This window comes from Pseudomonas sp. AC229 (genome assembly GCF_979254655.1).
Genome location: NZ_CEEDHK010000002.1, coordinates 415,997 through 436,695, shown reverse-complemented (window position 1 = coordinate 436,695; position 20,699 = coordinate 415,997). Strand labels below are relative to the sequence as shown.

The window sequence follows — 20,699 nt, the reverse complement described above, 5'->3', positions numbered from 1 at the left end:
TGATGGGCAATCAGCTAAAGCGGGTGACGTTCGACAGCTGTTTGTTCACTTTCGGATTCTTGCGGTAGATAAGCGCCATCTTGCCGATGACCTGCACCAAATCGCTCTTCGCGGTTTTGCACAGTTCTTCAATAGCAGCCAAGCGACTTTCGCGTTCGGTGATTCTTAGTTGAATCTTGATCAGTTCGTGATCAGTCAGAGCGCGCTCCAGTTCGGCAAGCACACCTTCGGTCAAACCATTGTCAGCAACAATCAATACCGGTTTTAGATGGTGACCGATAGATTTGTACTGTTTCTTCTGCTCCTGAGTGAGCGGCATAATCTGACCCCTGCGTCTGATCTTGTAAAAAGCGGCGGCTAGTTTAACCGAGCGCCCTCGGTACCGCCCAGTTAATCACGCCCCGTTAATGTTGAGGTGCCCAGTGGCACGTTCCAAAACAAGTCAAGGTTGGTTGAAAGAGCATTTCAACGACCCGTACGTAAAAATGGCGCAGAAGGACGGCTACCGTTCCCGTGCCAGCTACAAACTCTTAGAGATCCAAGAAAAAGATCGCATTTTGCGGCCCGGCAACACGGTGATTGACCTTGGCGCTGCTCCTGGTGGTTGGTCGCAGGTGACCAGTAGGGTGCTCGGGGATAAAGGTCGGCTAATAGCTTCCGATATTCTGGAAATGGACAGCATTCCTGACGTCACCTTCATTCAAGGCGATTTCACGGAAGAGTCCGTCCTCGCGCAGATACTTGAGGCGGTCGGCGATCATCCGGTGGACCTTGTGATTTCGGATATGGCCCCCAATATGAGTGGGGTGAAGATGGCGGATCAAGCGCGTGCGATGTACCTGTGCGAGTTGGCGCTGGATTTGGCAGGTCAGGTCTTGCGTCCGGGTGGCGACTTCCTGATCAAAATCTTCCAGGGTGAAGGCTTCGATACGTACCACAAGCAAGTGCGCACCATGTTCGAGAAGGTGCAGATGCGTAAGCCGCTGTCTTCTCGCGACCGGTCCCGTGAGCAATATCTGCTAGCTCGCGGCTTTCGCGGGGCGCAAGATTGAACCCCTGAAGACAGGGCTCAGTCGAACGTTGTAAGAGTCGAGCGTTGTTTTGCCGTTTCACGGCAATGCCTCATAAAGGGTTACAGACGCTTCCTGCCTAGGTTCGGAAGTTGTGTAGTAAGTTAGGCGGATCAATATCCAGCCGTAATGCGAGGTTCGTCCCGCGTGGGGCCTGCTTCAGAGGGTAGCTAATTGAACGACATGGCAAAGAACCTGATCTTGTGGCTGATCATCGCTGCCGTCCTGGTGACGGTGATGAACAATTTCTCCAGTCCGAGCGAGCCCCAGACCCTGAACTACTCGCAATTTATCGAGCAGGTCAAAGACGGCGGCGTGCAAAAAGTCACCATCGAAGGCTTCACCATTACGGGCATTGGCACTGACGGCAAGCCGTTCACCACAGTGCGGCCGATGATCGAAGACCGCGGGCTGATCGGTGATCTGATCAACAACAACGTCACGGTGGAAGGTAAGAAACCTGAGCAGCAGAGCATCTGGACTCAGTTGCTGGTTGCTAGCTTTCCGATCCTGGTGATCATCGCGGTCTTCATGTTCTTCATGCGCCAGATGCAAGGTGGCGCTGGCGGCAAGGGCGGCCCGATGAGCTTCGGTAAGAGCAAGGCGCGCCTGCTCTCCGAAGATCAGGTTAAAACTACTCTCGCCGACGTCGCAGGTTGCGATGAGGCCAAAGAGGAAGTGGGTGAGCTCGTCGAGTTCTTGCGTGATCCGGGTAAGTTCCAGCGTCTGGGTGGCCGTATTCCACGTGGCGTATTGATGGTAGGCCCACCCGGCACCGGTAAAACGTTGCTTGCTAAAGCCATTGCAGGTGAGGCGAAGGTTCCGTTCTTCACCATTTCCGGTTCCGACTTCGTTGAGATGTTCGTAGGCGTCGGCGCCAGCCGCGTTCGCGACATGTTCGAACAAGCCAAAAAGCACGCTCCCTGCATCATCTTCATCGACGAAATCGATGCTGTCGGCCGTCATCGTGGCGCTGGTATGGGTGGTGGTCACGACGAGCGCGAGCAGACTCTGAACCAGTTGTTGGTTGAAATGGATGGTTTCGAAATGAATGACGGCATCATCGTCATTGCTGCTACCAACCGTCCCGATGTGCTCGACCCAGCGTTGCTGCGTCCCGGTCGTTTCGACCGTCAGGTTGTAGTTGGCCTGCCGGACATTCGCGGTCGCGAACAAATTCTGAAAGTGCACATGCGCAAAGTGCCGATGGGCGACAACGTTAAGCCTGCCGTCATTGCTCGTGGTACGCCGGGTTTCTCCGGTGCCGATCTGGCGAATCTGGTCAACGAGGCTTCGCTGTTTGCCGCTCGTGCCGGCAAGCGGATCGTCGAAATGAAAGAGTTTGAACTGGCGAAAGACAAAATCATGATGGGCGCTGAGCGCAAATCCATGGTCATGTCGGAGAAAGAGAAGCTCAATACTGCGTTCCATGAAGCAGGCCACGCCATCGTAGGTCGCCTGGTTCCTGAGCATGATCCGGTTTACAAGGTGTCGATCATTCCTCGTGGTCGGGCGTTGGGGGTCACCATGTTTCTGCCGGAAGAAGATCGCTACAGCCTGTCGAAGCGTGCGCTGATCAGCCAGATCTGCTCGCTGTACGGCGGCCGTATTGCCGAAGAAATGACGTTGGGTTTTGACGGCGTCACCACCGGCGCTTCGAATGACATCATGCGCGCCAGCCAGATTGCCCGGAATATGGTGACCAAGTGGGGCCTCTCGGAAAAACTGGGTCCGCTTATGTATGCCGAAGAAGACGGTGAGGTGTTCTTGGGGCGCGGTGGTGGTGGTCAGCAGAGCAGCATGTCTGCAGACACGTCCCGACTGATTGACCTGGAAGTACGCAGCATCATCGACGAGTGCTACGGCACCGCCAAACGTCTGCTTGAAGAAAACCGCGACAAGTTAAACGCCATGTGCGACGCGTTGATGAAGTACGAAACTATCGATGCTGATCAGATCGACGACATCATGAATGGCCGCACGCCACGCGAGCCCCGCGACTGGCAGGATGATGGCGATTCCGGTTCTACGATCAGCAAACAAGATCCGGCTGAAGTGCCTGAAAAACCTATCGGTGGTCCAGCCGCTGAGCATTAAGGCCTGACATGTCTCTGATGCAACACCCGAACCGGCTACCTTGTGGTAGCCGGTTTCTTGATTTAAGCCGCCCGCAAGTGATGGGCATTCTTAATGTTACCCCCGACTCTTTTTCGGACGGCGGGCGCTTCAGTCGCGTCGATCTAGCCTTGCAGCATGCGGCTGAAATGGTGGCTGCCGGCGCTACACTGATTGATGTCGGCGGCGAGTCTACGCGTCCGGGTGCGCGAGCCGTTTCCCCGGTTGAAGAGTTGGAACGTGTGGCCCCGGTGGTCGAAGCGATTGCACGTGAATTGGATGTAATTATTTCGGTCGACACTTCTACGCCCGCCGTGATTCGCGAGTCAGCACGCCTTGGCGCCGGGCTGATCAATGACGTCCGCTCGCTTCAGCGTGACGGCGCACTGGAGGCGGCGGCAGCCACCAACTTGCCCGTATGCCTGATGCACATGCGTGGGGAGCCGGGCACCATGCAGGACAATCCCGCATACAAAGATATCGTCGCTGAGGTGTACGAATTCCTGGCTGAACGCATGGCTGCTTGTGTTGAGGCAGGCATCAGAGCTGAGCGGGTCGTGCTGGATCCAGGTTTTGGCTTTGCCAAGACGTTCGAACATAATCTCACGCTATTTAAACATCTGGATGCGCTGCACGCGCTCGGGCGACCGTTGTTGGTCGGCGTCTCGCGTAAAAGCATGATTGGTCGGGCGCTGGGTCGAGAAGTCGGCGACCGACTGCACGGCAGTCTTGCATTGGCCGCTTTGGCAGTAGCGAAGGGCGCACATATTTTGCGTGTGCATGACGTGGCGGAAACCGTCGACGTGGTGCGCATGATTGCTGCTGTGCAAGCAGCAGATTAAGGAGATCGGAGAGCAAATGGGCAAAAAATATTTCGGCACCGACGGCATCCGTGGGCGCGTAGGTCAATTCCCGATCACTCCAGATTTCATGCTTAAGCTCGGCTGGGCGGCGGGCATGGCGTTTCGCAAGCAGGGTGCCTGCCGTGTGCTTATCGGTAAAGACACGCGAATTTCCGGTTATATGTTTGAGTCTGCCTTGGAGGCGGGTTTGTCTGCTGCGGGCGCCGACGTGATGTTGCTCGGCCCGATGCCGACCCCAGCCATCGCCTACCTGACTCGCACCTTCCACGCTGAAGCGGGCATCGTTATCAGCGCCTCGCACAACCCGCACGACGACAACGGCATCAAGTTCTTCTCCGGCCAGGGCACCAAATTGCCGGACGAGTTGGAGCTGATGATTGAAGAGCTGCTCGACGCGCCGATGACGGTGGTGGAGTCGGCGAAGCTCGGGAAAGTATCGCGTATCAATGACGCAGCGGGCCGGTACATCGAATTCTGTAAGAGCAGCGTGCCAACCAGCACCGATTTCGCCGGTTTAAAACTGGTGGTGGACTGTGCTCATGGCGCTGCTTACAAAATTGCGCCTAGCGTATTTCGCGAACTAGGCGCCCACGTCACGGTGCTGTCCGCTTCCCCTAACGGCCTGAATATCAACGATGACTGCGGCTCTACGCACATGGGCGCGCTGCAGGCGGCCGTTGTGGAGCATGGTGCGGATCTGGGCATCGGCTTCGATGGAGATGCCGACCGCGTGCTGATGGTTGATCACACTGGGGCTCTGGTCGATGGCGATGAGCTGCTGTACATCATTGCTCGAGATCTCCAAGAGCTCGGCAAGCTGCAGGGCGGCGTCGTTGGGACGCTGATGAGCAATCTGGGGCTAGAGTTGGCGCTGGCCGACCTGAACATCCCCTTCGTGCGCGCCAATGTCGGCGACCGCTACGTAATCAGCGAACTGCTCGAGCGTAACTGGCAGATTGGCGGTGAAAACTCCGGACATATCGTGTGCTTCCAACACACTACTACCGGGGACGCCATCATTGCCGCGTTGCAGGTGCTGTTGGCGTTGCGTCGTTGGGGTAAGAGTCTGGCTGAGGCCCGGCAGGGGCTGCGTAAATGTCCGCAGGTGTTGGTTAACGTGCGGTTTGCTGGTGGCGTCGACCCGGTTTCTCACCCGTCAGTTACCGATGCCTGCGCCCGCGTGACCGAGCGTATGGGCGGGCGTGGGCGCGTGTTGTTACGTAAGTCCGGCACAGAACCTTTGGTTCGTGTGATGGTCGAGGGTGACGACGAAGCCCAGGTGCGTAGCTATGCTGATGAATTAGCTAAAATAGTTACCGAAGTCTGTGCCTGATTCGGCTTGCTAATCCTTAATGTCTTGGGTAGCATCTGCGCCCACTTTGATCGACGAGGTAGAGCATGCGTCGCCCTTTGGTAGCTGGTAACTGGAAAATGCACGGTACCCGCGCCAGCGTCGCTGAGTTGATCAATGGCTTGCACGCGCTGGCTTTGCCGGGTGGTGTAGAGGTAGCGGTTTTTCCGCCAAGCCTTTATATCAACGACGTGTTGGCTGGCGTGAGATACAAGTCCATCGCCGTAGGTGCGCAGAATTGCGCTGCTGTTCCCGAGCAGGGTGCGCTGACAGGCGAAATCGCCTCAAGTCAGTTGGCAGATGCAGGATGTGAGTTTGTACTTGTAGGTCATTCTGAGCGCCGTCAGGTGTTGGGCGAAACAGATGATCTGCTTGTTCGTAAGTTCGCTGCGGTACAGGCCTCTGGTTTGACGCCCGTGTTGTGCATAGGGGAAACCCTGGAGCAGCGCGAAGCAGGTCAGACCATCGAGGTGGTGAATCGCCAGGTGAGCTGCGTGGTAGAAACGCTCGGTGTTGAAGTGTTTGCTCGTGCGGTCATTGCGTACGAGCCGGTATGGGCCATTGGTACGGGTCTAACCGCAACGCCAGAGCAGGCGCAGGACGTGCACGCAGCTATTCGTGCGCAACTGAGTGCTAGCGATGCTGAAGTGGCTCGCGGTGTACGAATTCTTTATGGCGGCAGTGTTAAGGCGGCCAATGCGATTGAATTGTTCGGCATGCCGGATATCGATGGGGGGCTCATTGGTGGAGCCTCTCTGAATGCGGATGAGTTTGGTGCGATCTGTCGCGCCGCAGGAAACTAAGAAATGCTGGAAACTATCGTTGTAGTTCTGCATCTGTTGGCGGCTTTGGGCGTAGTTGCGCTCGTATTGCTGCAGCAGGGTAAAGGTGCCGATGCCGGTGCCTCGTTTGGTTCGGGTGCTTCGGCCACTGTTTTTGGTAGCCAAGGTTCCTCTACCTTTCTTAGTCGTTTTACTGCTATACTTGCAGCCGCTTTTTTCATTACTAGCTTGGGCTTAGGCTTCTTTGCTAAGGAAAAAGCTCACATGTTGGGTCAGGCAGGTTTGCCAGATCCAGCAGTGTTGGAAGTGCCGCAGCAAAAACCGGTTGCAGAAGATGTGCCGGTGCTCGAAGAGCAAAAGCCAGCGTCTAACGCTAGCGACGTACCTCAAGCTCCAGAGCAAAAGTAAGTGCGTTAATTGCCGAGGTGGTGGAATTGGTAGACACGCTACCTTGAGGTGGTAGTGGCCATAGGCTGTAGGGGTTCGAGTCCCCTTCTCGGTACCAATTAAACAGCAAAGCCCGCTTCATGCGGGCTTTGCTGTTGCTGGGGATTGGATTGACCCTCGCGCTAATTCGGTCGTATACTTCGGCCCCAGCTTTAATGTGGGGTTCGGCCGTTTGATAGCCCGATGGGCTCATGGCTAAGAAGGTTTAGTTCAGCCTTCCTTCCCCTGCAATCGGTTGTAGCGGAGCCCCTTTTTAGGGGCTTTTTGTTAGCCGGTTGCTTTGTTGGGTTAGCTGTTTTGTCGTTGAACCTAAGGTTTAGCGGCTTCAAGGGATGGGCGTTTCGCCCATTTTTTATTTGTACGACATGCACGAGGGGTTCAAGTGTCGAGCAAGCTAGAAGAGTTGCAGGCCTTGCTGGCCCCGGTAGTCGAGGCCCTTGGCTATCAATGCTGGGGTATCGAGTTCCTGTCCCAGGGGCGGCATTCCCTGCTTCGGGTCTATATCGATCATGCCAACGGCATTCTTGTCGAGGACTGCGAAAAGGTCAGTCGCCAATTGAGCGGTGTCCTGGATGTCGAAGACCCGGTAGCTAGCGAGTACACCTTGGAGGTGTCTTCGCCAGGCATGGACCGGCCGCTGTTCACGATTGAACAGTTCGCCGCGCACGCCGGTGAGCAAGTAAAGATCAAACTGCGTTCGCCTTTCGATGGGCGGCGTAACTTTCAGGGCCTCCTCCGCGGAGTAGAGGAACAGGACGTCGTGGTGCTGGTTGATGACCATGAATATCTGTTGCCGATCGACTCGATCGACAAGGCCAATATTGTTCCCAGTTTTGACTGAGACGCGGATCCCGCGGATCCAATGGATTGCGAAAGGCGAGGCGTACGATGAGCAAAGAAGTACTGCTGGTTGTTGAGTCGGTATCGAACGAAAAGGGCGTACCGGCCGGCGTGATTTTTGAAGCGTTGGAGTTGGCGCTGGCCACTGCAACGAAAAAACGTTTCGACGTTGAAGTTGAACTTCGTGTTGAGATCAACCGTGTAACGGGTAGCTACGAAACGTTCCGTTGCTGGACCGTGGTTGATGATCAATCGCTGTTCAACCTGGCATCCGAGCTGACGCTTGATGAAGCGCGTGAAATTAAACCGGATGCCCAGCTTGGCGACCTGATCGAAGAGAAAATCGAGTCGATCGAATTCGGTCGTATTGCGGCGCAAACCGCCAAGCAAGTGATTGTGCAGAAAGTTCGTGAAGCCGAGCGCGCCCAAGTGGTCGAAGCTTACCGTGAACGTTTGGGCGAAATTATCTCCGGCACCGTGAAGAAAGTGACCCGCGACAACGTCATCGTTGACCTGGGCAACAACGCCGAAGCTCTGCTGGCTCGCGAGGACATCATCTCCCGCGAAACCTTCCGCGTTGGCGCTCGCCTGCGTGCATTGTTGAAAGAAATTCGCACCGAGAACCGTGGTCCTCAGCTGGTCCTGTCGCGCACCGCGCCGGAAATGCTGATCGAACTGTTCCGCATCGAAGTGCCAGAAATCGCTGAAGAGCTTATTGAAGTGATGGCCGCCTCCCGTGATCCGGGTTCGAGAGCCAAAATTGCCGTGCGCTCCAAAGACAAACGTATTGACCCGCAAGGCGCCTGCATCGGTATGCGCGGCTCGCGTGTTCAAGCGGTGTCGGGTGAGTTGGGCGGCGAGCGTGTCGATATCGTGCTGTGGGATGACAACCCTGCTCAGTTCGTGATCAACGCCATGTCACCGGCCGAAGTTGCCGCCATCATCGTTGACGAGGATGCCCATGCCATGGACATCGCCGTTGGTGAAGACAATCTGGCGCAAGCAATCGGCCGTGGCGGTCAGAACGTTCGTTTGGCCAGTCAGTTGACCGGCTGGACACTGAATGTAATGACCGAAGCGGATATTCAGGCCAAGCAGCAAGCTGAAACTGGCGACATCCTGCAGAACTTCATCGACGAGCTGGAAGTCGACGAAGATATTGCTCAGGTGTTGGTAGAGGAAGGCTTCACCAGCCTGGAAGAAATCGCCTATGTCCCAATGGAAGAGATGCTCAGCATCGATGGCTTCGACGAGGAAATCGTCACCGAGCTTCGCGCTCGCGCCAAAGATCGCCTGTTGACCAAGGCCATTGCGACGGAAGAAAAGCTGGCAGACGCGCAACCAGCCGAAGACCTGCTCTCGCTTGAGGGTATGGACAAAGGGTTGGCGCAAGAACTGGCAGTACGCGGCGTGATTAACCGCGAAGACCTGGCCGAGCAGTCGATTGACGACCTGCTCGACATCGACGGTATCGACGCAGAGCGTGCCGGCAAGTTGATCATGGCCGCCCGAGCCCATTGGTTCGAGTAAGTTGGCGGCCTGAGGAGAGAAGTGCATGACGCAAGTCACGGTCAAAGAACTGGCCCAAGTGGTCGCCACCCCGGTAGAACGTCTGCTGTTGCAGATGCGCGAAGCGGGTTTGCCGCACACGGGTGCCGATCAAGTTGTGACTGACAGCGAGAAGCAAGCCCTGTTGGCGCATCTCAAAAGCAGTCACGGCGAGAAAGTGGAAGAGCCGCGCAAGATTACCTTGCAGCGCAAAACCACCAGCACCCTGCGTGTAGCAGGAAGCAAAACCATCAGCGTTGAAGTGCGCAAGAAGAAAACCTTCGTTAAGCGCAGTTCCGAAGAGATCGAAGCCGAGCAGAAGCGCGAGCAAGAAGAGCGTGCGGCTGAAGAGGCGCGTCTGAAAGCGGCTGAAGAAGCCAAGCGTCAGGCCGAAGAAGAAGCGCGTAAGAACAGCGCTTCGAACAACGAGCCTGCTGCCGAGGCGGCGCCTGCCGCACCTGCTTCTCAGCCCGTTGTTGCCGATATCGAGCTGCCGCCTGTTGTTGCGCCGGTTGAAGAGCGCAAAAAAGACGAACAGCGTCGTCCGGACAAGCCGCGCAACGACGACGACCGTCGTGGCGGCGATCGCAAGAACACCGCGCACCGTCCTTCGGTTAAAGAGAAGGAAAAGGTTCCGGCGCCTCGCGTTGCTCCACGTACCACCGACGAAGAAAGCGACAGCTTCCGTCGTGGCGGTCGCGGCAAAGCCAAGCTGAAAAAACGCAACGCCCATGGCTTCCAGAGCCCGACCGGTCCGGTCGTTCGCGATGTATCCATCGGCGAAACCATCACTGTTGGCGAGTTGGCGCAACAGATGTCGGTTAAAGCGGCTGAAGTGATCAAGTTCATGTTCAAGATGGGCACTCCGGTGACCATCAACCAAGTGCTCGATCAGGAAACCGCTCAGTTGATCGCCGAAGAGCTTGGCCACAAGGTCAAGCTGGTGAGCGACAACGCGCTTGAAGAGCAATTGGCCGAGTCCCTGAAGTTTGAAGGCGAAGCGATTTCCCGTGCTCCGGTGGTTACCGTAATGGGCCACGTTGACCACGGTAAAACGTCGCTGCTCGACTACATCCGTCGCGCCAAAGTGGCGGCCGGCGAAGCGGGCGGTATCACCCAGCACATCGGCGCCTACCACGTAGAAACCGAGCGCGGCATGGTGACCTTCCTCGATACCCCTGGTCACGCCGCGTTTACCGCCATGCGTGCTCGTGGTGCCAAGGCGACCGACATCGTGATTCTGGTAGTCGCAGCCGACGACGGCGTGATGCCACAAACCATCGAAGCCGTTCAGCATGCGAAAGCCGCTGGTGTGCCGTTGGTTGTTGCGGTGAACAAAATCGACAAGCCTGGCGCTGACCTGGAACGCATCAAAAGCGAACTGGCTGCTCAGGGCGTGACGCCGGAAGAGTGGGGCGGTGACAACCCGTTCGTGAACGTGTCGGCGAAGATGGGTACTGGCGTAGACGAGCTGCTTGAAGCCGTCTTGCTGCAAGCCGAAGTACTGGAACTCACTGCAACGCCGTCGGCTCCGGGCCGTGGTGTGGTGGTTGAGTCCCGTCTGGACAAAGGCCGTGGCCCGGTTGCCACCGTGCTGGTTCAGGACGGTACTTTGCGTCAAGGCGACATGGTGCTGGTCGGTTCGAACTACGGCCGCGTTCGCGCCATGCTCGACGAAAACGGCAAGTCCATAAAGGAAGCAGGTCCTTCGATTCCGGTCGAAATCCTCGGCCTCGACGGTACGCCGGACGCTGGCGACGAGATGAGCGTTGTGGCCGACGAGAAGAAAGCTCGTGAAGTCGCCCTGTTCCGTCAAGGCAAGTTCCGCGAAGTGAAACTGGCTCGTGCCCACGCTGGCAAGCTGGAAAACATCTTCGAGAACATGGGCCAGGAAGAGAAGAAGACGCTCAACATCGTGCTCAAGTCCGATGTACGTGGTTCGTTGGAAGCCCTACAAGGTGCGCTCAACGGCTTGGGTAACGACGAAGTGCAAGTGCGCGTAGTCGGTGGCGGTGTCGGTGGTATCACCGAATCCGACGCCAACTTGGCACTCGCTTCCAACGCTGTTCTGTTTGGCTTCAACGTGCGTGCCGATGCTGGCGCTCGCAAGATCGTCGAGCAGGAAAGCTTGGACATGCGTTACTACAACGTCATCTACGACATCATCGAAGACGTCAAGAAAGCCCTCACCGGCATGCTTGGCAGCGATGTTCGCGAGAACATTCTCGGTATCGCCGAAGTTCGTGACGTGTTCCGTTCGCCGAAGTTTGGTGCGATCGCCGGTTGCATGGTTATCGAAGGTACGGTCTTCCGTAACCGTCCGATCCGTGTACTGCGTGAAGACATCGTTATCTTCGAAGGCGAGCTGGAATCGCTGCGTCGTTTCAAAGATGACGCGTCCGAAGTTCGTGCCGGCATGGAGTGCGGTATTGGCGTCAAGAGCTACAACGACGTCAAGGTCGGCGACAAGATCGAAGTGTTCGAGAAGATCCAAGTGGCTCGCAGCCTCTAAGCACGAGCCGTTATACGCAACGCCCGGTCCGGCTCACGCCTGGCCGGGCGTTTGCCGCTTTCAGACCGTCAGGGTTTTGCGCCGTGGCGGGAGGTAACAGGTAGTTAGATGGCCAAAGAATATAGCCGTACACAACGCATTGGCGATCAGATGCAGCGCGAACTGGCGCAACTGATCCGTCGCGAAGTTAAAGACCCGCGCGTCGGCCTGGTAACAGTGACCGCGGTGGACGTGAGCCGTGATGTCGGCCATGCCAAGATTTTTATCACTGTCATGGGCCAGGACACTGCCGAAGAAATCGCGCAGAACGTCAAAGCGTTGAACGACGCCGCTGGTTTCCTGCGTATGCAACTGGCCCGCGCCATGAAACTGCGCAGCGTGCCGCAGTTGCATTTCCACTATGACGAAAGCGTAATGCGCGGCGCGCATTTGTCGGCGCTGATTGAGCGTGCCGTGGCCGAAGACGGTCAGCATGTCGATGTCGACGACGCCCCAGCTTCCGAGAAGGAGTAAGGGCTTGGTTCAGGTCAAGCGCATTCGCCGGAACGTCAGCGGCATCATCTTGCTCGACAAGCCGAAGGGCTTCAGCTCCAACGCGGCGCTGCAAAAGGTGCGCTGGTTGCTCAATGCCGAGAAAGCCGGGCACACCGGCAGCCTCGACCCGTTGGCCACCGGTGTACTGCCGCTGTGCTTCGGTGAGGCAACCAAGTTTTCCCAGTACCTGCTCGATGCCGACAAGGGCTACGAGACGGTCATGCAGATGGGCGTCACCACCACCACGGCCGACGCCGAGGGCGAGGTTATTGAGCGCCGCGAGGTGACCGTCGGTCGTGACGATATCGAAGCCGTGCTGCCACGTTTTCGCGGGCAAATCAGCCAGATACCGCCGATGTACTCTGCCCTCAAACGAGACGGCCAGCCGCTTTACAAACTGGCGCGTGCGGGTGAGGTAGTGGAGCGTGAAGCGCGTTCTGTTACTATTGCGCGCCTGGAAATGCTGGGCTGCGAAGGCGAGCAGGCACGTTTGTCGGTGGCCTGCAGCAAAGGCACTTACATCCGGACCCTGGTGGAAGACATCGGTCAGGCGTTGGGTTGTGGCGCTCATGTCGCAGAGCTGCGGCGCACCCAGGCCGGTCCTTTCGTGTTGGCGCAAACCGTCACGCTGGACGAGCTGGAACAGGTGCACGCCGATGGCGGTAACGAAGCGGTTGACCGCTTTTTGCTGCCCTCCGACAGCGGCCTCGAACACTGGGCTCGCGTGCAGTTCTCCGAGCACAGCGCGTTTTACTGGTTACATGGGCAGGCGGTACGTGCCCCGGACTCGCCGCAAAGTGGCATGGTCCGCGTATACGATCACACGGCTCGCTTTATCGGGATTGGCGAAGTGAGTGAAGACGGGCGCATCGCGCCGCGTCGTTTGATTCGGTCAGAATGACCGAACCATTCCGGGAAACCGGGGTGGGCGAGGGTGGCTGTTAATAGGCACGGTCACATCTCATTTTTTAATACGAGGATTTGTCCTCGGCCTATTGGAACTGCCTTCACTGGAATGCAGTTTCTCAATTGAGAGGAAGCCCACATGGCACTCAGCGTTGAAGAAAAAGCTCAAATCGTCACCGACTACCAACAAGCCGTTGGTGATACTGGTTCGCCAGAAGTGCAAGTTGCACTGCTGACCGCCAACATCAACAAGCTGCAAGGTCACTTCAAAGCCAACGGTAAAGATCACCACTCCCGTCGTGGTCTGATCCGCATGGTAAACCAGCGTCGTAAGCTGCTGGACTACCTCAAAGGCAAAGACGTTACCCGCTACAGCACCTTGATCGGTCGTCTGGGCCTGCGTCGCTAATTTAGCGAAGCTGCTAGAGGTTGGTTGTTTGTCGTTATTGATTGGGTATGCTCACGCAGCCCAGTGATTAACGGCAGGCTTCCAGCCTCAAGTTTTATCTGCACCCTGCGTTTTGTTTGAGCTGTAGGCGTTACCCCTGGACAGGTAGCGGGTCCGAATCCCGTGGTTGCCCAAGAATTCTGCAAGAAAACGATTTCCCCAAGGCAAAAAGAAGGTAAATACACCGTGAACCCGGTAATCAAGAAATTCCAGTTCGGTCAATCGACCGTCACTCTCGAGACTGGCCGCATTGCCCGTCAGGCCTCCGGCGCAGTATTGGTCACCGTTGACGACGACGTCAGCGTATTGGTGACCGTGGTTGGCGCCAAGCAAGCCGACCCAAGCAAAGGCTTCTTCCCGCTGTCCGTTCACTACCAAGAAAAAACCTACGCTGCCGGTAAGATCCCTGGCGGCTTCTTCAAGCGTGAAGCGCGTCCTTCGGAAAAAGAGACCCTGACTTCCCGCCTGATCGACCGTCCGATCCGCCCACTGTTTCCTGAAGGTTTCCTGAACGAAGTTCAGGTGATCTGCACCGTGGTTTCCACCAGCAAGAAAACCGATCCGGACATCGCTGCCATGATCGGTACCTCGGCTGCCCTGGCAATTTCCGGCATTCCGTTCGAAGGCCCGATTGGCGCCGCGCGCGTGGCCTTCCACGAAAGCACCGGCTACCTGCTGAACCCGACTTATGAGCAACTCAAGGCTTCGAGCCTGGACATGGTTGTAGCCGGTACCAAAGACGCCGTGCTGATGGTTGAATCCGAAGCCAAAGAGCTGACCGAAGACCAGATGTTGGGCGCCGTACTGTTCGCCCACGACGAATTCCAATCGGTAATCAAAGCCGTTGGCGAACTGGCTGCCGAATGCGGCAAGCCGACCTGGGCTTGGGCGCCTGCTGCCAAGAACACCGCACTGCTGGACGCTATCCGCAGCGAATTCGGCGAGGCCATTTCCCAGGCTTACACCATCACCATCAAGCACGAGCGCTATGGCCGTCTGGGTGAGTTGAAAGACCAGGTTGTCGCCAAGTTCGCCGTTGAAGGCGGTCCTACCGCTGGTGAAGTGAAAGACGCGTTCGGCGAAATCGAATACCGCACCGTTCGCGAAAACATCGTGAACGGCAAGCCACGTATCGACGGTCGCGACACCCGCACCGTTCGCCCGCTGGCCATCGAAGTTGGCGTTCTGGATCGCACCCACGGTTCGGCCCTGTTCACCCGTGGCGAAACCCAGGCGCTGGTCGTTGCTACCCTCGGCACCGCGCGTGACGCTCAGCTGCTCGACACCCTCGAAGGCGAGCGCAAAGACCCCTTCATGCTGCACTACAACTTCCCTCCGTACTCGGTGGGCGAGTGTGGTCGTATGGGTGCCACTGGCCGTCGCGAAATCGGTCACGGCCGTCTGGCGCGTCGTTCGGTTCAGGCCATGCTGCCGGCTGCCGACGCATTCCCGTACACCATCCGTGTTGTGTCGGAAATCACCGAATCCAACGGTTCCAGCTCCATGGCTTCCGTGTGCGGTGCTTCCCTGGCCCTGATGGACGCTGGTGTGCCGATGAAAGCGCCGGTTGCCGGTATCGCCATGGGTCTGGTTAAAGAAGGCGAGAAGTTCGCCATCCTCACCGACATCCTCGGTGACGAAGACCACCTGGGCGACATGGACTTCAAAGTGGCCGGTACCGCTAAAGGTGTTACCGCGCTGCAGATGGACATCAAGATCAACGGCATCACCGAAGAAATCATGGAGATCGCCCTGGGCCAAGCCCTGGAAGCTCGCCTGAACATCCTCGGCCAGATGAACCAGGTTATCGCGACTTCGCGCAGCGAGCTGTCTGCCAACGCGCCGACCATGATCGCGATGAAAATCGACCAGGACAAAATTCGCGACGTTATCGGCAAAGGTGGTGCAACCATCCGCGCGATCTGCGAAGAAACCAAAGCCTCGATCGACATCGAAGACGACGGCTCGATCAAAATCTTCGGCGAAACCAAAGAAGCGGCAGAGGCTGCACGCCAGCGCGTTCTGGGTATCACCGCAGAGGCTGAAATCGGCAAGATCTACGTCGGTAAGGTTGAGCGCATCGTCGACTTCGGCGCATTTGTGAACATCCTGCCGGGCAAAGACGGTCTGGTGCACATCTCGATGCTGAGCGACGCGCGCGTTGAGAAAGTGACCGACATCTTGAAAGAAGGTCAGGAAGTTGAAGTGCTGGTACTGGACGTCGACAACCGCGGCCGTATCAAACTGTCGATCAAAGACGTAGCAGCAGCGAAAGCTTCTGGCGTTTAACCCGAACGGGTTCGCAGTTTGAAGAGAGGGCCCTAACCGGCCCTCTTTTTTTGCCCCGAAAATCATTCTTCGAAACCAGCACGCGGCCGAGACGCCGAACGCCGAGACGCAACAAGGAACGCTGCCTCCATGGAAAAAAGTCTTTGCCACTATCACCCGACGCAGCCCGCCACCTGGCTGTGCCATACGTGTCCCCGGCATTACGGCGATTGCTGTACGCCGCTTAATGACGACGCACCGGAAGAAACCCCAACCTGTCCGCTGTGCGCGGGCCGCCTGGAATTTCTCGGTGCTGCTAATACGGCGCAACCCTTTTGGGAGCGCATCCCCCAGTTTTTCGCTTACGGGCTGCAAACCGGCCCCTTGGCCTTTAGCGGTCTGATCGCCCTGGCGAGCCTGTTTATGCCGGCTTCGGTGATTTTATGGACGGTGCTGTTCAGCATCGCCACCAAATACTTCTACAGCGTCATCGAGGCCAGCAGTGAAGCGCAAAAAGCCGCGCCTACGCTCGCCAGTGCGTTTACCGGCTCGGGCTTCAGCCTGTTTTTCAAGCAGATGGCGGTGTTCATCCTGTGCTTCGTGGCGCTGTGGATTGCCGCCGACTTTGAGAGCGAGGCGGTGTACTGGGCGGTTAACATTTCGCTGCTGCTGGTCATGCCCGCCAGCATTATTCGCCTGGCGCTGGATAAAACATTGGGCGCAGCCCTGAGCCCCGAGGAGGTTGGCCAGGTCATCAAAGCCATGGGCTGGCGTTACCTGATCCTCTGCGCGTTCTTGTTCATCCTCTGGCAGTCGCCCAGCTGGGTAACGATGATGCTGTCCCACGGTTTGCCGCGGGTCGTGCTGTTCCCCATCGCGGCCTTTCTGTTCAGTTATTTCACCGTGGTGATGTGCGCGATGATGGGCTACGCGGTGTTCCAGTATCAGGGCGCCTTGGGTTACGTAATGGCCGACGAAGACAGCCATAACGGTTTTCCTGCCGCGGAATACCTGCGCCGCCGCGCCATGGCCGAGGCGGAAATCCGCATTAAGGAAGGTCAAAGTCAGCACGCGTTGGAAACGCTTACCCTGGCGCTGGAGCGCACGCCCGACGACCTCAAGCTCAACGAGCGTTTCCATCAGTTGCTGTTCAACCTCAACGCCCGCGAGCGCTGCCTGCGCCACCTCGCTCATTACCTGCCGCTGGCAACCCGCAGCAGTCCGGCGCTGGCTTCTACCGCGCTGCTTAACGCGCGCAAGATTCAGCCCGACTACATGCCGGACGACCCGCTGGTATGCGAGCGCATCGCCGGCGCCTTGCTCGATCGCCACCGTACGCGCGAAGGCCTGAGCCTACTGCGCAACCTGCACCAACGCTTCCCCGACTATCCGCACATCCCTCGCGCCTATTTGCTCGCAGCACGCGGCTTTGCCGAAGGTCTGGGCCAAGTAGAACCGGCGCAAAAGCTGTTGGCCTTCGTGCGCGGCCGCTATCCGCAGTCACCCTTGATCACCGAAGTGAACAATTTGCAGGTAGTCCTCGATCGAATGGCCGCCAAAGGCTGACAGTTCATGCAGTTTGCAAGTAAGCGAAGCGGCTAACTTGCAATCTGCACGATCCGCTCCGTTTCGCGTGTTTGCTAAGTCATTGAATTTAAACGATTAAACAGTCTTTTAAAAACTGGCACAGCGCTTGCGATATGTACTGTGAAACCGCAGCCAGGACAGGCGGCGGAATTTTCAAATGAACAGGAGTGAGACGTTATGAACAAGCCATTCAATAAATTGGTTATTGCAGCTGCCACTGCCGGCGCACTGAGCCTGAGCATGACGCCTCTGGCGTTCGCCGACACCACCCACACCTCGACTGCGCCGCTGATGATGGCCGCCAGCGACACCGTGGACAACGCTGAAGAAGCGGTAACCGATACCTGGATCACCAGCAAAGTTAAATCCACCTTCGTGGCCGACAGCGCACTCAGCGCACTGGACATCAAGGTAGAAACCAACAAAGGCGTGGTTGCCCTGTCCGGCGTCGTTAAGAGCGAAGCCGAGCGTGACCTGGCCGTTGCCAAAGCCAAAGGCATCAAAGGCGTTAAGGCAGTTTCTGCCGACGGCCTGAAATCGGCTGATTAATTCCGTCAACTGAACGATTCAGTTGATCGCCAGACAGCAATTCCCCAGGCGTCATCCTGACGCCTGGTTCGCCCCATCAAAGGAGGACTTCTCATGAATTCCGACGTGATCAAAGGCAAGTGGAAACAGCTCAACGGCAAGATTAAGGAACGTTGGGGTGACCTGACGGACGACGACTTGGATGTCGCCGAAGGGCATAGCGAGTACCTGGCAGGGAAACTTCAGGAACGCTATGGGTGGAGCAAAGAAAAAGCTCAGGACGAGCTCCGCGACTTCTCTAGTAAGTTGTGAGCACACATTAAAAACCCCGGACTTGTCCGGGGTTTTTTTATGTGTGCGCACAACCGGACGGCTTCCGGGTCGTCGGCCGGGCGGCGTTGCTTCTCGCTTTTGATGCTCACGTAGTGGACTACGCTGCGCTCAAACGCTCCGGGCGCCTTGCCCGACCTTAGCCCCGAAACCCTCGACCGAGTAACGGCCACCGTCGCAAAGCCAGTATCACCTACCCACTGTACGAGCGACTTCAGTCGCGATGGGCCGGGCCTGAAACCACAAAAGCATCGCGGCTAAAGCCGCTCCCACAGTTCAGATTTGTGTAGGTGCTACCGGGCGATGTGCTGCTGATAAACGCCCAACTGCTGCGTCTGTTCGGCATCGGGGTAAACCGCGCGCAGGAATTCGTGCAGTTCGGCCACGCTTCGGCGGTCGTCTAGTTGGCCGAGCTGTTTGGCTAACTGCAGGGTCAGCGCGGGCAGTTGCGGCGGGCGGTTGCGGGTTTGAATGAGTTTTCGCCAGGCTGACAGCGCGCGCACGCCGTCACGTGCTTGAAGCAGGCGCTGCAGCAGGTGCAGTTGCACGGCGGGGTGTTGCAGCAGGACGAATTGTCCGCTGTCGTCGGCCAGGCGTTGCAGTTGCGGCAGGTTCGCTGTGGCCTGGGGCAGGGCGAAAAACTGTTCGAGCACGGCGCTGAGCAGCGCTTTGTCTTCGCGGCTTTTGGCGACCGGATATAGGCGTTCAAGCAATATCAGGCGGTTCGGATAGCGCGTGAGCAAGTCGGGGCCACGGGCGGCCGCCTGCTCCAGGTTGAATTGGCCGATCAAGCTATCCAACGCCGCCAGTTCGCGCTTGAACGGTGCGTCGGGGTCTTCCTTGTTGAGGTACGCCTCATCGACTTTCAGCTTGCCCACTTGGCGCGGCAACCAAACGGCGAGGAACCCAGCGCCCATACCGCCGAGGTGGGCGTAGTAGTTCACGTGGTCGTCAGCCAGCAACAGGCCATACAGTTCTTTGCCCATCCAGATCGGCAAAATCCACAGCGCCGGGGCGCGGAAGTAGCCGAACATCGGGCCCAGCCAGTAGAAAAAATTGATACGCCGAAGCCCGTAAATGCCCAGGTACATGCCCATCAATCCAGCAATGGCACCCGAGGCGCCGATGCCCGTGGCCCACACCGGGTCCATGGCCCACCACAACAGGTGCGAGGCCAAGCCGCTCATTAGGTAAAAGCCCACGTACACCGCCGGGCTCAGGGCGCGCTCTAAGGCAAAACCGAAGATAAACAGGAACAGCATGTTGCCGGCCAAGTGGCCGAAGTCGGCGTGCAAAAACATGGCGCCGAACAAGCCTTGTACGGTGAACTTCGCGGGAATGAAGCCAAAGCGGTAGTTGCTCATGGTGTTGCGCGCGGCTTCAGCTTTGGCACGTTCGGCTTGCCAGACTGGGTCGTCTTGATAGGCGGGCGTGTAGTGCAGGGTATTTTCGAATTCGAGGTCGCCGAGGATCAGTTGCGCCAGTTGCACGCGAGGCGCTGCGCTCAGCCATTTTCGCTGGTCGTCGTCGAGTTTGTTACGGTTGCTGAATGACTCAACGAACAACGCTTTCTCGCGGTTGAGCAGACCCGCGTCCAGATACTGCTTAACCGCCACCTCTTGCCGCGCGCTGTCGCCGCTCTGGTAGCCGAAGTAAATCAATACGTTGAGCAGGATCAGCAGCAGGGTAATGACGGGCGGTTTTTTCCAGTCCAGCGGGTGTTCGGCGGGGATGATGAGCACGGCGTCTTCCGATGACTTGATTGTTGGTCTCGGGCTCTCGACGCCGTATGGCCGGCGCCCGAAAGCCCGATGCGGTGCTAGCCGCGTTTGCTGTCGATCCGCACCAACCGACCACCTTCGAAGCGCAGGAAATACATCATTCCGCCTTCACGCGGGCCGTAGACCCACTCCTGAACTTCTACTTCGGTGCTGGTGATGCCCGTGCGGGTTTTCACATACCCGATCACGCTGTTGCTCACCGGATCACCGCATTTGGTTTGCACTTCAATCGTACGGTCACCTTCGCTGGCGATGCCTTTGGCGCAGCGCAACGATGCTTCGCTCTGGGTGGCGATAGCCAGTAACGGCAAACACAGTAAAAACAGTTTTTTCATGGCAGGGCTTCCTGTCCTGATGGCTTGAGGGCGGCGACTAGCCGCCCCGTTTGGAGTCGATGTTCACCAGCCGATTGCCTTCGAACCGCAGGAAGTAATACATGCCGTTGCGCGGGCCGTACGCCCATTCTTCCACCAGCACTTCGCTGCGTTCGCCGTAGTAGCCGTACACCACTTTGTTGGCCACCACGTTGCGGCTCAGCGGTTCGCCGCATTTGCTTTGCACCTCGCCGGCACGATCGTCGACGCTGATCAGGCCGCTTTCGCAACGCAAGGTGGCCGAGGCGAATGCGTAGTTGCTAGCGAGGAGGGCAAGGAGGGCAGCAGCGTTAAACGCGGAGGTTTTCACGGAAGGTGTCCGGTGGCGACGTAGGCAATAGGCTACACCCGTGTATCGGCACTGTCACACTGCCGATCGGCGCTGCACCCCCTGTTGCAAGGCGTGCAGCGCAAC

20 protein-coding genes and 1 tRNA gene are annotated in these 20,699 nt (G+C 57.5%); 17 read left to right on the top strand and 4 right to left on the bottom strand.

The annotated features are described in order from the left end of the window. Positions 1-10 precede the first annotated feature (10 nt). Positions 11-319, bottom strand: a complete 309-nt coding sequence (gene yhbY / locus AC0IW7_RS04615) for a ribosome assembly RNA-binding protein YhbY (protein WP_122493069.1) — start codon at positions 317-319, stop codon at positions 11-13. A gap of 103 nt (positions 320-422) precedes the next feature. Between yhbY and rlmE the strand changes: the two genes are divergently transcribed. The 17 genes from rlmE to AC0IW7_RS04530 all read left to right on the top strand — a co-directional run bounded on the left by rlmE (position 423) and on the right by AC0IW7_RS04530 (position 18,111). Next, entirely contained in the window at positions 423-1,052 is a 630-nt protein-coding gene (gene rlmE, locus AC0IW7_RS04610) for a 23S rRNA (uridine(2552)-2'-O)-methyltransferase RlmE (protein WP_122493068.1), read from the top strand. A gap of 201 nt (positions 1,053-1,253) precedes the next feature. Further along, positions 1,254-3,167 (top strand): ATP-dependent zinc metalloprotease FtsH, encoded by a 1,914-nt coding sequence (gene ftsH / locus AC0IW7_RS04605; protein ID WP_122493067.1) that lies wholly within the window; start codon positions 1,254-1,256, stop codon positions 3,165-3,167. Positions 3,168-3,175: 8 nt separating this feature from the next. Beyond that, a complete protein-coding gene (gene folP / locus AC0IW7_RS04600) occupies positions 3,176-4,027 on the top strand; it encodes a dihydropteroate synthase (protein ID WP_471816036.1) in 852 nt (283 codons plus the stop codon). Between the two features lie 16 nt (positions 4,028-4,043). Beyond that, positions 4,044-5,381: a phosphoglucosamine mutase gene (glmM, locus tag AC0IW7_RS04595; RefSeq protein WP_122493065.1), complete on the top strand. Its 1,338-nt coding sequence runs from the start codon at positions 4,044-4,046 to the stop codon at positions 5,379-5,381. 65 nt (positions 5,382-5,446) lie between these two features. Next, on the top strand, positions 5,447-6,202 hold the full coding sequence (gene tpiA / locus AC0IW7_RS04590; protein WP_471816034.1) for a triose-phosphate isomerase: 756 nt from the start codon (positions 5,447-5,449) through the stop codon (positions 6,200-6,202). A gap of 3 nt (positions 6,203-6,205) precedes the next feature. Continuing rightward, on the top strand, positions 6,206-6,589 hold the full coding sequence (gene secG / locus AC0IW7_RS04585) for a preprotein translocase subunit SecG (protein ID WP_122493063.1): 384 nt from the start codon (positions 6,206-6,208) through the stop codon (positions 6,587-6,589). Positions 6,590-6,600: 11 nt separating this feature from the next. Continuing rightward, positions 6,601-6,686 (top strand) — tRNA-Leu (locus AC0IW7_RS04580). 324 nt (positions 6,687-7,010) lie between these two features. Next, entirely contained in the window at positions 7,011-7,469 is a 459-nt protein-coding gene (gene rimP, locus AC0IW7_RS04575) for a ribosome maturation factor RimP (RefSeq protein WP_108098208.1), read from the top strand. Between the two features lie 47 nt (positions 7,470-7,516). After that, positions 7,517-8,998 carry a transcription termination factor NusA gene (nusA, locus tag AC0IW7_RS04570; RefSeq protein WP_471816033.1) on the top strand — a complete coding sequence of 494 codons (1,482 nt, stop codon included), beginning with the start codon at positions 7,517-7,519 and terminating at the stop codon, positions 8,996-8,998. Positions 8,999-9,023: 25 nt separating this feature from the next. Beyond that, positions 9,024-11,528, top strand: a complete 2,505-nt coding sequence (infB, locus tag AC0IW7_RS04565) for a translation initiation factor IF-2 (RefSeq protein WP_471816031.1) — start codon at positions 9,024-9,026, stop codon at positions 11,526-11,528. Between the two features lie 108 nt (positions 11,529-11,636). Next, positions 11,637-12,041 carry a 30S ribosome-binding factor RbfA gene (gene rbfA, locus AC0IW7_RS04560; RefSeq protein WP_122493060.1) on the top strand — a complete coding sequence of 135 codons (405 nt, stop codon included), beginning with the start codon at positions 11,637-11,639 and terminating at the stop codon, positions 12,039-12,041. Positions 12,042-12,045: 4 nt separating this feature from the next. Beyond that, entirely contained in the window at positions 12,046-12,963 is a 918-nt protein-coding gene (gene truB, locus AC0IW7_RS04555) for a tRNA pseudouridine(55) synthase TruB (protein ID WP_463541059.1), read from the top strand. 144 nt (positions 12,964-13,107) lie between these two features. Beyond that, positions 13,108-13,377 carry a 30S ribosomal protein S15 gene (gene rpsO / locus AC0IW7_RS04550; RefSeq protein ID WP_010447232.1) on the top strand — a complete coding sequence of 90 codons (270 nt, stop codon included), beginning with the start codon at positions 13,108-13,110 and terminating at the stop codon, positions 13,375-13,377. 225 nt (positions 13,378-13,602) lie between these two features. After that, complete coding sequence (pnp, locus tag AC0IW7_RS04545; RefSeq protein WP_471816029.1) at positions 13,603-15,705, top strand: polyribonucleotide nucleotidyltransferase; 2,103 nt, start codon at positions 13,603-13,605, stop codon at positions 15,703-15,705. Between the two features lie 129 nt (positions 15,706-15,834). Further along, positions 15,835-17,250, top strand: coding sequence for a hypothetical protein (locus tag AC0IW7_RS04540; protein ID WP_471816027.1), 1,416 nt, complete (start codon positions 15,835-15,837; stop codon positions 17,248-17,250). Between the two features lie 198 nt (positions 17,251-17,448). After that, complete coding sequence (locus AC0IW7_RS04535) at positions 17,449-17,820, top strand: BON domain-containing protein (protein WP_122454056.1); 372 nt, start codon at positions 17,449-17,451, stop codon at positions 17,818-17,820. Positions 17,821-17,913: 93 nt separating this feature from the next. Next, entirely contained in the window at positions 17,914-18,111 is a 198-nt protein-coding gene (locus AC0IW7_RS04530; RefSeq protein WP_122454057.1) for a CsbD family protein, read from the top strand. A gap of 311 nt (positions 18,112-18,422) precedes the next feature. Here the strand turns inward: AC0IW7_RS04530 and AC0IW7_RS04525 are convergent, their stop codons facing one another. From AC0IW7_RS04525 to AC0IW7_RS04515, 3 genes are all read right to left on the bottom strand, one after another. Continuing rightward, positions 18,423-19,871 (bottom strand): rhomboid family intramembrane serine protease, encoded by a 1,449-nt coding sequence (locus tag AC0IW7_RS04525; RefSeq protein ID WP_471816025.1) that lies wholly within the window; start codon positions 19,869-19,871, stop codon positions 18,423-18,425. A 77-nt stretch (positions 19,872-19,948) separates the two neighbouring features. After that, a complete protein-coding gene (locus tag AC0IW7_RS04520; protein ID WP_122493055.1) occupies positions 19,949-20,245 on the bottom strand; it encodes a DUF2845 domain-containing protein in 297 nt (98 codons plus the stop codon). Positions 20,246-20,282: 37 nt separating this feature from the next. Further along, positions 20,283-20,594, bottom strand: a complete 312-nt coding sequence (locus AC0IW7_RS04515; protein WP_463551381.1) for a DUF2845 domain-containing protein — start codon at positions 20,592-20,594, stop codon at positions 20,283-20,285. Positions 20,595-20,699: the final 105 nt, after the last annotated feature.